Genomic DNA, 15,208 nt, shown 5'->3' with positions numbered 1-15,208 from the left:
GGGTATAGTAAAGGCGAGGTGTTGTATTATGATTAAAAAAATCGGGGTCATTACTCTTCTTTGTTTCTTATTATCAACAAATGCGTTCGCAAATACAAATCAACAAATTGAAGTATTTGATTGTCAAAAAGAAATGGTCGTTCAAAAACAATCTTTAGATCCAGCTATTCAAAAAGAAGCTGTTCAATACGCTAAATCCATTACTGGTCCATTCAAAAACTTAAACGTCGTCCCAAAAGATGGTCACATGATAAAAATCCCTTTATCTAAACCAGTTTCTATTACCAATAAATGGTTGCATACAACAATTGATGAAGTACTTATTCTTCTCCCGCTTAACGAAAAACCTTATATTATGCTTTATGATGATGAAAATAATCCGCATTTTTATTATGTAAAAGGTGATCCGAGGGTATTATTGAAACAAATGAAAGTTAAAACCTAATTGACTAGAAAACAGTGATCTCATAAGCTTATTTTTTGGAGCTGAGTTTTTTTTGTAATAATAATTCGGTAAATGAAATTGTATTTGTATTTTTCAAATATAGCAGCCCATGATGATCAAAATAGCTTCCAAAAATATTGTTTGGATAGCTATTTCTATACTACCTTATAGTGACTAGATCCTTTATATACTTCTTTCTTCACAAATCCATTTGCAGAGGTCACCATAATAAAGACATTCTTTTTATCCTAAAAGATATAGGGTGTTTTTGCCCCTCACCTTGAAAAGGGGAATAAGAAAAACATATCGTGAAAAATGCCTTCTTGTCACCTGGCCATACTACTGGCGTAGTCATCATTCTCTCGGTCAGTTTTTCACCCCTATTCTGATTACTATATTGTTTATCCATATTATTCCTCTTTTCTATTTAACAAGTTTAATGATTCCGTTTAGTATCGTCCATCACCGGAATTACATATTCATTTTATTATTTAGTCCTTCACCCACTATTTTCTCTTCATTTTTATTGTTGTTATTTATTTACCGAATAAACGACTCTAAATATATTAAAAATTATTGATACAAAATAACTGAACAAAAAGGTAGAAGGACAGTCCTTCTACCTTAAAACTTAATGTAGCTTTTAAATAAAGTTTGATAAAAAATACTTCGCAAACCTATATTTTATGATAACTAAAATAATATTAATACATCTTGAATCGAAAGAATCATAAAAAACGTCATGCTTTCCTATGATTCTACAGAAAGAATACTGTTTTTTTCGTTTTATAGATACAATTTCTCTTTAACTTGATGGGCATGGTGTGAAGTGATAATAAAGTTGTTTCCATAGAAATGAAAGTGTTTTTAATGAAATACACGCTACTGATTTCATGTTATTATCTTGCTGTATTTATTTTCTTATTCGTACAACTAGTCCCTTATTCACTTTTAATAAATCTTCAACTGTTATTTTCACTAAAGAATTAGGTGACCCTCCTCCAGTAAATACATAAGTCAATTCTGTTACTCTAGGATCAATTAAAAATTCAGCTCGATACCCAAAGGAAGGGACACCTCCTGCTGGATAACCTGTTCCTTCTAATACCTCATTTTCCGTTGCTAACCGTGGTCGCGCAATATTTAATGCTTTACTTACTCTAGATGTACTAGCACGATCTTCCCCTTTTACAATTGCTACAATTAAATTCCCATTCTGATCCATCATACAAATATTTTTTACAAATTCTTCTTTATACGCATTAACAGCTTTAGCTGCTTCCTCCACAGAATGACAAGATTCGTTCAAAATTAAATGTTGCGCATTAATCTTAGTTTCATTTAAATATTCTTTTATTTTTAAATCATATGGATTCATTTCAATTTCTCCTCCTTTACGTAACCTTACTAACTACATATTCGAAAATAATGCTTGTTTCCCTGCATAAAAGGAAAAATAGCTCTATCAGGGTAACCTCCCAATGCCCATTAAGCTAAAATTCTATAGTACCCCAGAACGATATTTTGTACTAAATTGTGACAAAAATTCTTATTGAACTAAAGCACCTGTTTGTTTAAGTGAATACTTTTATAATGTCTCTTAAATATAATATCAGTTTATATATTCACCATTCTTCTCTAATAGGTTCAAGATAAATTATAATTTCTTAATCGATATGCTTGTGTAACCACTGTTCAAATATTTTTAACTGTTCCTCAGTATGAAAGTAATGTTTCGCTGTCTCCACGACTTCTAATTCACAACGATGTTTTTTTGTAAAATCGTTAATAATTTCAAATTCACACAGTTCATCCTTGGCTCCATACATAATATATGTATCTATATTCCATGTATTAATAGGATGTTCTTTTACATAGCATAAATAATCCCAATATAACTTTTGGCCAATTGGTGTCTCTATAGTCCTTTCTTTTTGCAAAAGCTCCGGTGTTACATTAAACCATTTCATCATATTTTCAATAATTCGTTCCATATTAACTACTGGTGATAAAAATAATGCCTTTTCTATCACATCATTTTGATAGGCTAAAAGGCTAAAATAAGCTCCAATACTACATGCAAACACACTTACTTGTTTCCAATGTTCTTTTGCGTAATTCATAATTATAGATAATTCACTAACACAAACCTGTACTTTGCAAGGTGTATTATCATTTGTTCTTTCTCCATGCTCAGGTAAATCAAAGCTTAATACTTGATAACCTTTTTGATTAGCTTCTTCAGCTAGTATTTGAATAACTGCATCTTCCTTATTTGACATATTTCCATGTACTGCAATAAAAACTTTTTCACTCTTATCTCCCCATAAAACTGTAGGAATATTACTAATTTTAACATTATCTTTAAGCATATTTTACTCCGTGAAATAAGACATATAGGAATTGGCAAAACTGCACACTTTATAATCCTCTACTCAGTTTTTAAACAAATCAAACTATTACTAATTCATCACAAATGAATTATAATCTCTATACCTCTATATAACAGAGGCTATTTTGAATTTATAATCTTTCTTTTATCCCACTTCTTCAGAAGCTACAAGTTCTTTTTTGGTACTTTATTGAACTAATCTGCTTCATTAATAGGAGAAGGATTTTTAAAAAATTATATTATTTTTTTAAATGATTTTATTATAAATTAAATACCTTTATTATTTCTGCAAAACAGGTAATATCCCCTTCAGCTCCAGTAAATCATCTATTACTATATCCGCCTGAGCAAGCTCATCTTCTTGTGCAAAATCAAAATTGCAACCAACTGCAATCAAACCATTATCTTTAGCTGCGTTTATATCAGATAAACGATCCCCGACTACCGCTGCTTCTTTTATATCATATTTGTTCAAAATACTTTTTACTAAGTCGCTTTTATTAAGCGAGTTTATTTGTTCAATACTAAATGTTTGAGTAACCCATTGGTCTAAAGCGTAATAAGATACGATTGCTCTTAAGTATTCAGTTAAACCATTACTTGCAATATAAATTGAACAATTATTTTCTTTTATATATGCAAAAATTTCTTTTACGTTCGGATATAAAGCACCTTTTCCACTCTTAATGTTTTCAATTAATCTTTCTAAAAAATATGCATCAGTTTGTTCTCTTACTTCAATAGAATGATTCGGTAATAAAGTTTCCCAAACTTTCGGTAAAGGCACACCCATGATTTCACGGTATTTTTCAATAGGTGTTACCGTATCCCATAATTGTAATGATCTTAAATGTTCAAAAGTATCATCTAACGATAATTCTAAAATTTTATCTGTTTGAAATAACGTTCCGTCCATATCAAAAATTAATGCTTGTAACATTTCATCTTCTCCTTTTGAACTATAAGTTTTACTCGATATATTTTTCAGCATCTCAACGATAATTTCTGAACAATAATTCGCTGCCGTTTTTGCGAAGTCATCATAGGAAACTTGAGCTTCATCGTCTGCACTGTCAGAAATACATCGTATAACGAGAAAAGGGACTTCATTTATGTGGGCAACATGTCCAATTGCTGCACCTTCCATTTCTGTACAATGCGGTGCATATTCTTCTATTAACTTCGCTTTTAGTTTTGAATCTTCAACAAAACATTCACCGCTGACAATTCTTCCTTCATGAACCTCCATATGTAAACTACTACTACTATTGCTTGCTTTACGTGCTAACTCTATTAATTCCTTACTTGCATTAAATTCTTCTTGGAACGGGAATAAGTTTTTCATTTGAGTTTTACTTACATCATGATGGGTAACATTCGTTGAAATAACTACATCGCCAACTTTTACATCCGGGTGTAACCCGCCAGCAATACCCGTATTGATGATAGCATCTACATCAAATTTATGAATTAACGTTTGCGTACATGCAGCTGCATTTACTTTCCCTACACCAGAACGTGTAATAATTACTTCTGTTCCCATGAATTCTCCAACGTAAAAAGGTATTCCCGCAATTATTTGTTCTTCTTTTATAACTAGTTTTTCTAAAAGTAAGTCTATTTCAATTTGCATTGCTCCGATAATGCCGATTTTGTTCATGTATATAGTCCCCTTTATTAATTACTCCCTTTAATTCTTTCAGACATAACCGAAAATAAAAATTTCGGAAGTACAAATTGTCTCTTTAACCGTTTCGGCTGTGAGAGTAACCTATACAGCCATTCGGTTCCAGTATCCCTCATAATTTTCGGTGCTCTTTTTACAGTACCAGATATTATATCAATCATTCCTCCAATACCAATAGATAGCGGAACGTTTAATGTTTGTATGTTTTCATAGATGAATTCTTCTTGTTTTGGTGATCCTAGTCCTACTAGCAATAAGTGCGGCTTGAATTGCTTGATTTTTATTTTTACTTCTTCTATTTCTTCAACATTTACAAATCCATGCTGTCCTTTAAACTGTGCTCCTGGGAACTGCTCATTTAATTTTAATAATGCCTTTTTATTACTTTCTGGTGCGGCTCCAAAAAGAAAGACACGGTATCCATTGTCATTACAATATTTTATTAAATCGTGAGTAATATCTGCCCCAGTAACACGTTCTTTCAAAGTTCCCTTCAATATTTTCGAGCCAATTATGACGCCAATCCCATCCGCTGTTATTAAATCCGCAGATAGTAACATCTTTTTAAACTGCTTTGATTTTTCTGTGTTTTCCTTTGCAGACATAACAATTTCAGGATTTGCAGTTACTACAAACCTTGGTTTCTCTTGTTGTTCATGTAGCCAACCTTTTAATAAACTTATAGCTTTTGCAGACTCTAAAGTTGAAAAAGGTATTCCTTTTATAAGCTGGTAATCCACTATACTCTCCCCTTACGTAAGTTGCAAATATTCATCGATATCTTTAGAAATTTGTTTAAAAGCTTTATCCCAAAATTCATAGCTTGTTATATCTATTTCAAAATATTTTTTCATAAGCTCTTTCACTGGAGCTTTTCCTGTTTCTCGTAAAAACTCTTTATATTTCGAATGAAATGTACTTTTAGTTTCTTGAGCCATCTCTAATAAACTAAAACTAGCTAAATAACCAAATGTGTATGGATAATTATAAAAAGGAATATCTGCTATATAAAACTGAACATATTTCATCCAAACAAACGGCTGATATTCTAATAATGCATTCCCATATGCTTTTTCTTGCGCTGCTATAGATAACTTCTCAATTTCATCAGCACTTAAAGAACCTTCTTTACACTTTTCATAAAAATTCTTCTCAAATTCAAACGATGCTCGAATTGCCATTACATAATTAAAACTGTTTCTTATTTTCCAACTAAGCAATGACTTTTTCATATCTATACTATCTGTTGTTTGAATTAGATAATTTATTAGCACGGTTTCAAAGAAAATAGACGCTGATTCAGCCGTACTCATTGGCAAATAATCATCTAAAAAAGAAGTAGCTTGTTCAAAACTCATATTATAAAAATGCCAAGCATGTCCTAGTTCGTGGGCAAGTACTCTTACACTATCGATACTCCCGTCATAACACATAGAGATTCGCGATTCTTTCTCACTGAAAAAAGGAGCGCAAAACCCACCTGGTGGTTTACTGTCCCTTGGCTCCGCATCTACCCATCCATTTACTATTGCATCCCGTGCAAATTCTGCTAATTCTTCATCTATATTCTTAAATGCATCAAAAACGTTTTGTACTGCTATTGAAAAGGGAATAATAACTTCATTATTTTCGTTTACTGTCATAAGTTCATGCCATGTAATCGATGCTTTCCCTTTCTTATACACGTTTAAAACACTTACTAATTTATCAAGATTTTCTTCTGTCGCATTCCACATTTGTAATAATACAGTTTCTGAAATACCATTCGCATGAAGTGACCCTACTAAAATCTCTCTATCTTCTTTTGCATTACTCTTTGTATTACGCAATCTTCCTATTTGGTTTAATACAGTAGCAAAGATTTCTTTTTCCTTATGTAAAGCACTTGTTAATAACTCGAATACTTCTAGTCTTTCCTTTTCATTATCACTATTCATTGCAATATTATTTGCTTGTCCAAATGATAATTGCTTATTATTGTACTCTATTTCTATCTTATTTCTTAATTGTATGTACATATTTTCCCATGCACTTAGTTCATCTTTTATTAACCTAGTATTAATATTATCGGAAGTTTCCACTTCACTTTGTTTTGTTATTTGCTGTACTTCACTTTTTAGTTCCTTTACTTTCACAGTCAATATAGTATTGTCAGATGAAACACTTTCTTCAGCCGATCGACAGTACAAATAGTATTCTGCTTTTTCAATAGCTTGTATAAGTTTTGAAAGAATATCTATATCTTTTGTTACAAAATATTGTTCTTTTAACTCCAATATTGGAATTAGAATATCCTCATTCGAATACAATCGATCTAAATCCCACTTAGCAATTTCATGCATTTTTATAGCTGCCTCCTGTTTTTACAAATAGTTACAGATATTTCTCCCTACACAATTATATATGAAACGACAAAATTTTAATATATTTTAATTTTTAGATTTCTATAAATGCATTCTCATTTATACTTCTTGCTTCTGCTACTGAAACGCAAATAGCATAAACATAGAAATGATATGGCTACTGGAATAAGTATTACTCCCCCAATAAAAGGATAAACCGCTATGCAATATGTAAAAGCTACTATAGAAAAATTTTTACCTAACTTATTCTTTATTAATTTCATTCCGGCCGCAGTACCGACTAGGTATGTAATAATTCCTAATGAGTTTGGTATTAATACGATGTTATCTATACTGATTTGAAAAACGAAACTTATTAGCAAACCTATAATTGCAATACACCCTACAACTTTTATTGCATTTGTTGGCGTTTCTCTTTTTTTATTAATATGTGCTAAATAACGTGGTGCAACTTCTTCCTGCCCTAATGAATAACCTAAACGGCCCATACTTGCGATAAATGCATTTGTTGTCCCTAAACAAATAATAAAAGCTACAAATCCAATTATCCATGCAAATTGTTCGCCTAAAGTTTGCTTGATTACAAGCACTAAAGCTGTAGTATTATCAGCGTTTATATGATAGGATTTCGTTCCAATTACTGATAATGCAATACCAATATATAAAAATCCAATAATAACAATTGCAAATCCTGTAGACAAAATAATATTTCTTTTCCTAGGTGTATTAAATTCTGGAGCTAAACTTGCAATAGCTTCCCACCCAAAAAACGACCAAAAAATTAATAATGATGCATCTAAAATTGGATTTATTTCTAGCATAGAAATATGTATATTTATATGTTTCACTTCAATATAAGGTAGTGAACTTATAATTGTTACGATTAAAATAAAGGAAGTTAATACACCTATACATACTTGAAACAATCCACTCATTTTTGACCCGTATAAATTGAAGCCAATTGAAATACTTAAAATAATTAGCGCTATAACGTATGAAAAATATGATGGTAAAGCAAATACTTTCACTATATACATGCCACCGGTCAATGATACAACGATTTGTCCAACGCTACCCGCTATAAAAAAAGACCAACCTATAATGGCACCTATATTTTTGCCAAAAGCTTTTTCTGAAAAAGTAGCAATTCCACCTGCACTTGGATGCTCAATTGATAAAAAAGCAAATGTGAATGCAAGTGGAATACTAAGTGAAATCATAACAAGCCAAGAAACAATGGCATTCCCTTCTGCTACACTTGCTGTCATACCAGGTAATATAAGTATTCCTGATCCTAAAACCGCTCCGACGTATAAAGCTGTTCCCTTTTTAACTGAAATTGTTTTATTAAAATGATTAGACATTACATGCACCTCCATTTATATTTTAATTATAGAAAGTTATCAGTCTATTCAACATTCAAAAGTGCATGTAATCTAGCATTAGATTTTATATTATGTATTTATTTCAGAATTTTACTTTCACATTTGTAAAGGAGCATAATTCATGGATGAAATCGATAAGAAAATAACCCTATTATTACAAGAGGATGCCAGAATGACAATTACAGAAATGACTGAGCATCTACACCTCAGCCGTCCTAGTGTCACAGAAAGACTAAAAAGGTTACAAGATGCAGGGATAATTGAAAAGTATACAGCTCGGATATCACTAGATGTCATTGGAAAATCACTTCAAGCATTTTTAAGAATCGAAAATTTAAAAATTCCATGCAAAAAATTTGAGGAGAAAATATACGAAGAACATAGAATACTCGAATGTCACCGAGTAACAGGTGAAAGTAGCTATTACTTAAAAGTAGCAGTTCACTCTATGAAGGAATTAGAGGAATTAATTGATATCGTTATACAATTTGGTACAGTCAAAACTTCTATGATTTTATCTTCACCAATACCATATCGATCAGTAATTATAGAATAATATTAAAAAAGGATTGATCAAATGATCAATCCTTTACTCTACTTCATTTAAGAAAAATAACGTTATAACGCCAGGTCCTGTATGTGCTCCGATTGCTGCACCAATTGTATTTACAATAAATACTTCGCAGCCAAATCTTTCCGTAATTAATGCTTTTAATGCTTCAGCTGTTTCTAAGTCGTCACCGTGAGTCATACCGATTGTTTGACCTTTAAGCTCTTTTCCGCGTTCTTCCATAATATCTACAATTCGGCCAAGTACTTTCTTTTTCCCTCGTACTTTTTCAAGTGGTACAAGTTTTCCTTCTTCCACGTTCAAAATCGGCTTAATGTTTAATAAACCACCGATAAAACCTGCTACTTTACTTAAGCGCCCGCCTCTAACTAGATACTGTAAGTCAGCTACAGTAAAGATATGTTCCATATGGTTCATTAGAAAATCAACACGTTTTAAAATATCTTCTTTTGATGCGCCGTCTTTCGCCATTTTAGCAGCTTCTAATACGACAAGCCCTTGGCCAAGCGAAGCACATTTTGTATCGATAATTTCTAAATCTAAATCAGCATATGTTTCTTTTACTTCCTCTTTAATAACAACTGACGATTGATATGTACCAGACAGTTCAGATGAAAAAGCTAAATATATACAAGGATTACCTTCTTTTGCATAAGAAACAAATTTTTCTTGAAAAGTTTCAAGTGAAGGTAATGACGTTCTATAAACTGCGCCTTCTCTCATTTTTTGCAATAATGTAACTGACTCTAATGTTACTCCATCTAAATATTCTGTTTCTGCTTCATCATATACACGGAGTGGAATTAAATCAATATCATATGCTTGCAGCAATTCTACCGGTAAATCCGCCGCACTATCCGTTATGATTTTAACACCCATTTTTAAACCTCTATTCTGTTATAAATATAAAAAATATAAAATAAAAATAGTACTTTTAAATTATATACGCAAAACTTAAATGAAGAAAGGAAAACACTTTATATTGTATGCACTATTCTTCAAAACTTGAACTGTTAATAAAAATCATTCTATTTTAACCACTTTTTTATTGTTATTTTATTATAATCTTTTTCGAATTTATACTGTTTAAAATTTAAAAGCCAAATCCAATAAAGGAAACGGCTTTTAAATTTTTTAAAAATAACCAAACTTTATTTTCCAGCACATTGCTTGTCGACATTATTATTTTGGCGATGTTAAATATTAGTCCAGTTATGATTAATATTTATAGCCTGTACTATAATTAAAACAGTGAATATTCACCTGTAAGAATCACTATATTAAAAAACAGGTTAAACATTTTATAAAATATTTAATTTTACTAGTAAAGCTAATAAAATTTGGAGAAGAATTTGAACATTTACTGCTATGTCTGTATCCGTAGTCGTAACTGTAACATTTCTAGAATTTCTAATAACAGTTTCTTGTTTATTAACTTGTTTAACAGATGATTTTTGAAACAATTCTTGAGCTACACGGTCAGCTTTTTCACTATCTGCTATAGAAATACTTATTATAACCACGATAGCTGCTTGTAATGCTGCTTGAATAGATAACGCAGCTTTTGTATCTGTAGTAGTAACTTCTACATCTGCTGAATCAACAATTGTAATAGATTCTTCAGAAATTTGGTAAGTTTTACTTTCTTGTGCAGCTACTTCTGAAACATTAGCATTTTTAAAAGAAGGATGAGGATTTGAAGAATCTAATGCACTCCACTTTTTATTTTCATCTGAACGGCATGCTTTTCCCATGAGTTCACCCCCTTTCAATCTAAATAATTATTAACCTGTGATTGTATTTCAGAAACAATACTTTTAATTTTTTGCTTTTTTTCTGGCGATAAATTTTTTAATTTTTCTTCATTTATGCCGTGCCTATTAAAAATATCTGAGAGTAAAAGGTCTATGATTATATTCTTTTGATCTTTATCAAACTTAAAGGAAGAAAATTTGTTTAAATCATCCATTTACAATATTCACTCCAATCAATTTTCTATAAAATTTTCAAATAACTACCAGCATTATATGTACTTTAATAAAAATTGCTTGGACAAGTAACTTAATCTTCTATTTTCATTTCTTTTTACTAATAAAATCAAAAAGCTGGCTTCTAATATGAAGACAGCTTTCCTTGTTAAATGGTATATTTCACCTTTTTTATTTTGTAGTTTTCCACCCTTACTTTCCCATCAATCTTGAATATTAATTTAGTCATAATATAAAGTCCAAGCTTATACCACTTATTACTACAAACAATATTTACTTAGAGTGAACTCTTATAGCTAAATATAAACAAGTTAGACACTTTATAAAATATTTAGTTTAACTAGTAAAGCTAATAAAATTTGAAGGAGAATTTGAATATTCACTGCAATATCTGTATCAGTAGTTGTTACCGTTACGTTTCTGGAATTTTTAATAAATGTTTTTTGTCTATTAATTTGTTTAATAGATGATTTTTGAAATAATTCTTGTGTTATTTTATCTACCTTTTCACTATCTGCTATAGAAATACTTACTACAACCACAATAGCTGCTTGTAATGCTGCTTGGATAGATAGCGCAGCTTTTGTATCTGTAGTAGTAACTTGTACATCTGCTGAATCAACTATTTCAATATATTCCACAGAAACTTGATCAATTTCATCTGTTTGTATAGCTTCTTCTAAAAAATTTGCATTTTTACTAAATGAATAAGAATTTAATGATTCTGAATCCCGATTTAATGGATCCCGGTTTTTCTTTCTTCTACAAACTTCACATTCACACATAAAATCACCCCTTTTAGTCTAAAAAATTAGCAATATGAAAATATTGACTAACTACTAGCATTTTATGTATTTTTTAAAAATTTGTTTGGACAAGTAACTTAATCTTCTACTTCTTTTTCTAATAAAAGAAAGCTGCCTTCTAATAAGAAGACAACTTTCTTTGTGACTACTCTAGAATATATTTCATACAATATAAATGAAGATAATGCTAGTATTCCGAAGGAGAATGTATATGAGGATTCAAATGGCTACATCTAATGATTTAGAATGGAATTAATAATCAATATGACTCAATAGGATTTGTACGAAGTGATTTAAAAAGAGCTAAAATTGCAATCATTACATATAACAATGAGTATGCAGATTTTGGAATATTAATCCAAATAGATAAAGATACTTTAGAAATGGGTGGAATTTATATTCTCCCTCAATATAGAGGAATACAATTAGCCGGGGAACTCGTTTCATTTTTAGTAGCAACTGCGAAGAAATTACAAGTACCAAATGTATATCGTCTTCCTTTTGAGGAATTAGAAAACTTTTATAAGAAATATGGCTTTACTGAAGTTGATGCTACCAAAGAAGTTATTCATCCAATTATTCTAAAAAAATATAACTGGTGTTTGGATACTTATGATAAACATGTTTTACTATTTAAGTTGTGAGTTTTCTAAATTAGGATTTAACACCTTGTATTTCCCCACATGTAAAAAAGATTTATCACGTTTTACCTAGTTAATTAACGTATAGTTAATCACTTCATCGGCAATATTTCACTTCCAATACATGTTAGCTAGCTTGTTTGCAGACTTGCTAGCACTTTTTGTGTTTCTCTATCACGAATTTCCAAAAAATCCTAACTGATTGATAGAGATATCATCATTTATGTAATTCGCACACGAACTTCCTGTTCTTGTAATAATTGGACGTTCAGTTCCAATATAATATTTTGCATTAACTGGTAGATCTTATCATGATGTTCACTTTGGTCTGATGTAAATTCAATACACTGAAATATATAGCCTTCTACACGTAAGCTTCCTTTTTCGATTATAGATGGATTTTTTTCTTTCTTTATTATTTTTGGCAATAAGAATTCTTTGTTTGTTACAATAATTTCCTGTGATACTTCTTTTATTTCTATAACTGTTTCTTTAAAAACAATCTTTTCTATTAAACTAATTTCACCTTTATACCTCCCTATTTCTATTGGTAATTTCGCAGTTATATAATTATTTACATCTGCTTCAACTTCCGTCTCTAATATGATACCGTGGATAGGAACCCATGAAGATGAGCCTACCGAACTCTCTTGGATATTCCCTTTTACTTTTTGATTAGAAAGTTCTAAAAGTACTCTCTTTTCATGAAGGTTTGAAGAAACTAAATTACAATCAATTTCTCCATGATAATGTTCCATTGTAGTTAATAACTTAGAATCCAGCTCACGCCCTCTTGCATCTTTTTCATTACGAAATACAAATGCTTCTTGATTTTTCACGTTCATGTTAGGGAATTTTATAAAACTAGTTACATCCGAAATAATAGAAAATGGAGTTTTCACTTCTATTAAACGTACTGAAGTCTCTATTTTTGATTTTGAATCTACACGTTTTTTCTTTAACTCTGTTTCTTTACGTTCTTTTCCTGATTTAATTGCCGTATCTTCTTTTTTCGACTCTGTTCCTTTACTCTTTTTCTCTAATTTAATTGCTTTATCTTCTTTGTTTGACTCTGTTTCTTTACTCTTTTTCTCTAATTTAATTGCTTTATCTTCTTTGTTTGACTCTGTTTCTTTACTCTTTTTCTCTAATTTAATTGCTTTATCTTCTTTTTTCGACTCTGTTTCTTCACTTTTCTCCTTTTCTCTTATTTCGCGTGAATCATTTTGAACATTCAGCTTTTTCCCTTTATAAACTTTGTTCCATATTTCCTTACCAACCCATGGATTTTTCATCACCATCTCCCCATCTGATGAAATTCAACAAACATGCTTTTTGTACGTGACCATTTCATCATTATATATGTTTTATAATAATAAAAAAGACATTGTCTTTTTATCAAAGACAATGCTTTTTTAGTTTTATACTTGTACTTGTTGTACTTGTAAAACTTTCAAAGTAAGATCTAGTACAATTTTTTCACGAAGAGTCTCAAATGGTTCGTTTAGGTCTGTTGGACAAGGTGAAAAGTCTAATTCAAAAAATTGAGCGCTGACTAATTCGCAATACGGTTGTTCATTATAAAAAACTGTATTTTCGAAGAAGTATTTGTCTAAACGTGGTAGATCACCATTTTTAGGATTAATAAAGTGAGAAGTAGTATCTGAGGAAGCAGCTACTATAGCTTGTGATAGAAAATCAGCAGCTGTCAAATCAGCAAAACCAGAAAATGGAACATTAGCAACTCGGTCATATAGCACTCCATTACACTCGTCATTTGCATATTCAATATTTTTACGAATATATCCTTGTACAAATAATTTTGCTCTTGTAACTCGGCGGTAATTTGTACCTGGTACTGGAGTAAATGCTACAGGAACTAACTTACATTGTGTTAAAAATGCATTTTTTAAGATACGTTTAATTTCAACTGCTGGAGGATCTAATGAAATATCAGATTCTACAACAATTTGAATCGTTCTTTCTGCTAATACAACTGGTACTTTTACAATCGGTGTTCCCGGAGTAGTAATTGGCGTTGCAGCTGCATCACTTAATGGTGTTTGAGTTTGTCCTACTACTTGACATGGTACATTAATGGGGCATTGTTCACTCATATTTTATAGTCTCCTTTATAAAAAAAATTGAGTTTTTTAACTCTCTTTACTGTATATGTACTTTTTCTATTAATGCGTGGGTTTGTATCATAGTCACTTTTATCATTTGGAAAAAAAAATAGTATTCTCTGTTTAATAGTCAAATACACATAGTTTAATATAATTAGTTTTTATGAATTTTTACCTATTAAAAATTAAATTCTTAACTATCATCTCAGAAAAAAACCATAATATATTGATGAAGTTCAATAGTAAAATAGATAACTATACTTTTAAAAAAACTTCCAAAAATCTATTAAGACAAATAAAATTAATTTTGTTAATTTCTTCATTTCATAATATCTATGCAACAGAAATTAATATTGGAAGCACCTTATTGTAGAAAATAAAAATCGACTTTTTCAAGTCGGTTTTTATACCCATTTTATAATGTGAAAATGAAAGAAAATAAGATACCATAATTTCGTTTCCTGCTATTACGATACTTTCAACTTTAGTATATTTGTAAAAATTCACATATACTATTTTGGCAACACCCACAATCACGTTTTGGCTCACAACCCATCCCTTCCCTATATGTTATTATCTAATACATATAAGATGAGCGGGATATGAAAAAATCTTGGACAATATAACTTTAATGTAGGAATATAGTTACTTACTCATCACATGAATACTGAAATTACGCTGTAAATGTCAACCTAAACATGTACACTTTCGCTTGTTTAAGGATGTACAAAATCACTCATTCTCTTTGGTAAAATGATCCTTAATTCGATATGACTGTCCAACAATGCTAACGACTGTGGCGTG

Annotated in this window: 14 protein-coding genes and 2 pseudogenes; 3 read left to right on the top strand and 13 right to left on the bottom strand. The window is 30.6% G+C overall.

The genetic code is table 11. The features are described from left to right. Positions 1-28 precede the first annotated feature (28 nt). Entirely contained in the window at positions 29-445 is a 417-nt protein-coding gene (locus CO726_RS13385; protein WP_099684570.1) for a hypothetical protein, read from the top strand. Positions 446-1,358: 913 nt separating this feature from the next. Here the strand turns inward: CO726_RS13385 and CO726_RS13375 are convergent. The 6 genes from CO726_RS13375 to CO726_RS13350 form a co-directional block, all read right to left on the bottom strand. Next, on the bottom strand, positions 1,359-1,823 hold the full coding sequence (locus tag CO726_RS13375; RefSeq protein ID WP_099684568.1) for an aminoacyl-tRNA deacylase: 465 nt from the start codon (positions 1,821-1,823) through the stop codon (positions 1,359-1,361). A gap of 289 nt (positions 1,824-2,112) precedes the next feature. Continuing rightward, positions 2,113-2,817 carry an alpha/beta hydrolase gene (locus tag CO726_RS13370; protein WP_099684567.1) on the bottom strand — a complete coding sequence of 235 codons (705 nt, stop codon included), beginning with the start codon at positions 2,815-2,817 and terminating at the stop codon, positions 2,113-2,115. A 300-nt stretch (positions 2,818-3,117) separates the two neighbouring features. Continuing rightward, positions 3,118-4,497: a 5'-methylthioadenosine/adenosylhomocysteine nucleosidase gene (locus CO726_RS13365; RefSeq protein WP_099684566.1), complete on the bottom strand. Its 1,380-nt coding sequence runs from the start codon at positions 4,495-4,497 to the stop codon at positions 3,118-3,120. Between the two features lie 17 nt (positions 4,498-4,514). Then, positions 4,515-5,264: a WecB/TagA/CpsF family glycosyltransferase gene (locus tag CO726_RS13360; RefSeq protein ID WP_099684565.1), complete on the bottom strand. Its 750-nt coding sequence runs from the start codon at positions 5,262-5,264 to the stop codon at positions 4,515-4,517. Positions 5,265-5,276: 12 nt separating this feature from the next. Further along, positions 5,277-6,866: a M3 family metallopeptidase gene (locus CO726_RS13355; protein WP_099684564.1), complete on the bottom strand. Its 1,590-nt coding sequence runs from the start codon at positions 6,864-6,866 to the stop codon at positions 5,277-5,279. 116 nt (positions 6,867-6,982) lie between these two features. After that, positions 6,983-8,251, bottom strand: a complete 1,269-nt coding sequence (locus CO726_RS13350; RefSeq protein WP_099684563.1) for an APC family permease — start codon at positions 8,249-8,251, stop codon at positions 6,983-6,985. Positions 8,252-8,393: 142 nt separating this feature from the next. On the opposite strand from CO726_RS13350, the gene CO726_RS13345 reads away from it, so the two are divergent. Next, positions 8,394-8,828 (top strand): Lrp/AsnC family transcriptional regulator, encoded by a 435-nt coding sequence (locus CO726_RS13345; protein WP_099684562.1) that lies wholly within the window; start codon positions 8,394-8,396, stop codon positions 8,826-8,828. Positions 8,829-8,861: 33 nt separating this feature from the next. Here CO726_RS13345 and CO726_RS13340 read toward each other — a convergent pair whose 3' ends face one another. The 4 genes from CO726_RS13340 to CO726_RS13325 form a co-directional block, all read right to left on the bottom strand. After that, entirely contained in the window at positions 8,862-9,722 is an 861-nt protein-coding gene (locus tag CO726_RS13340) for a DegV family protein (RefSeq protein WP_098759531.1), read from the bottom strand. Positions 9,723-10,144: 422 nt separating this feature from the next. Beyond that, positions 10,145-10,597, bottom strand: a complete 453-nt coding sequence (locus CO726_RS13335; RefSeq protein WP_099684561.1) for a spore coat protein — start codon at positions 10,595-10,597, stop codon at positions 10,145-10,147. 14 nt (positions 10,598-10,611) lie between these two features. Then, positions 10,612-10,812 carry a spore coat protein gene (locus CO726_RS13330; RefSeq protein WP_098759529.1) on the bottom strand — a complete coding sequence of 67 codons (201 nt, stop codon included), beginning with the start codon at positions 10,810-10,812 and terminating at the stop codon, positions 10,612-10,614. Positions 10,813-11,151: 339 nt separating this feature from the next. Beyond that, positions 11,152-11,616 (bottom strand): spore coat protein, encoded by a 465-nt coding sequence (locus tag CO726_RS13325; protein WP_099684560.1) that lies wholly within the window; start codon positions 11,614-11,616, stop codon positions 11,152-11,154. A gap of 232 nt (positions 11,617-11,848) precedes the next feature. On the opposite strand from CO726_RS13325, the pseudogene CO726_RS13320 reads away from it, so the two are divergent. Then, a pseudogene (locus CO726_RS13320) lies at positions 11,849-12,281 on the top strand (GNAT family N-acetyltransferase). A 218-nt stretch (positions 12,282-12,499) separates the two neighbouring features. Here CO726_RS13320 and CO726_RS13315 read toward each other — a convergent pair. The 3 genes and pseudogenes from CO726_RS13315 to CO726_RS31780 all read right to left on the bottom strand — a co-directional run. Continuing rightward, positions 12,500-13,573, bottom strand: coding sequence for a BC_2427 family protein (locus CO726_RS13315; RefSeq protein WP_099684559.1), 1,074 nt, complete (start codon positions 13,571-13,573; stop codon positions 12,500-12,502). A gap of 126 nt (positions 13,574-13,699) precedes the next feature. Then, complete coding sequence (locus tag CO726_RS13305; RefSeq protein ID WP_099684558.1) at positions 13,700-14,395, bottom strand: CsxC family protein; 696 nt, start codon at positions 14,393-14,395, stop codon at positions 13,700-13,702. Positions 14,396-14,808: 413 nt separating this feature from the next. Continuing rightward, positions 14,809-14,960 (bottom strand): annotated as a pseudogene (locus CO726_RS31780) (BC_2878 family exosporium-associated protein); the annotation flags it as partial. Positions 14,961-15,208: the final 248 nt, after the last annotated feature.

This window comes from Bacillus fungorum, assembly GCF_002746455.1.
GTDB classification, from domain to species: domain Bacteria; phylum Bacillota; class Bacilli; order Bacillales; family Bacillaceae_G; genus Bacillus_A; species Bacillus_A fungorum.
This window is presented reverse-complemented; position numbering and strand designations above follow the sequence as displayed.

Excerpts from the sequence above, each read along its gene's own strand:
- CO726_RS13335 (WP_099684561.1), bottom strand. The coding sequence starts at position 10,597 with ATGGGAAAAGCATGCCGTTCAGATGAAAATAAAAAGTGGAGTGCATTA.
- CO726_RS13370 (WP_099684567.1), bottom strand. The coding sequence starts at position 2,817 with ATGCTTAAAGATAATGTTAAAATTAGTAATATTCCTACAGTTTTATGG.
- CO726_RS13365 (WP_099684566.1), bottom strand. The coding sequence starts at position 4,497 with ATGAACAAAATCGGCATTATCGGAGCAATGCAAATTGAAATAGACTTA.
- CO726_RS13375 (WP_099684568.1), bottom strand. The coding sequence starts at position 1,823 with ATGAATCCATATGATTTAAAAATAAAAGAATATTTAAATGAAACTAAG.
- CO726_RS13345 (WP_099684562.1), top strand. The coding sequence starts at position 8,394 with ATGGATGAAATCGATAAGAAAATAACCCTATTATTACAAGAGGATGCC.
- CO726_RS13350 (WP_099684563.1), bottom strand. The coding sequence starts at position 8,251 with ATGTCTAATCATTTTAATAAAACAATTTCAGTTAAAAAGGGAACAGCT.
- CO726_RS13355 (WP_099684564.1), bottom strand. The coding sequence starts at position 6,866 with ATGCATGAAATTGCTAAGTGGGATTTAGATCGATTGTATTCGAATGAG.
- CO726_RS13385 (WP_099684570.1), top strand. The coding sequence starts at position 29 with ATGATTAAAAAAATCGGGGTCATTACTCTTCTTTGTTTCTTATTATCA.
- CO726_RS13315 (WP_099684559.1), bottom strand. The coding sequence starts at position 13,573 with ATGAAAAATCCATGGGTTGGTAAGGAAATATGGAACAAAGTTTATAAA.
- CO726_RS13325 (WP_099684560.1), bottom strand. The coding sequence starts at position 11,616 with ATGTGTGAATGTGAAGTTTGTAGAAGAAAGAAAAACCGGGATCCATTA.
- CO726_RS13340 (WP_098759531.1), bottom strand. The coding sequence starts at position 9,722 with ATGGGTGTTAAAATCATAACGGATAGTGCGGCGGATTTACCGGTAGAA.
- CO726_RS13330 (WP_098759529.1), bottom strand. The coding sequence starts at position 10,812 with ATGGATGATTTAAACAAATTTTCTTCCTTTAAGTTTGATAAAGATCAA.
- CO726_RS13305 (WP_099684558.1), bottom strand. The coding sequence starts at position 14,395 with ATGAGTGAACAATGCCCCATTAATGTACCATGTCAAGTAGTAGGACAA.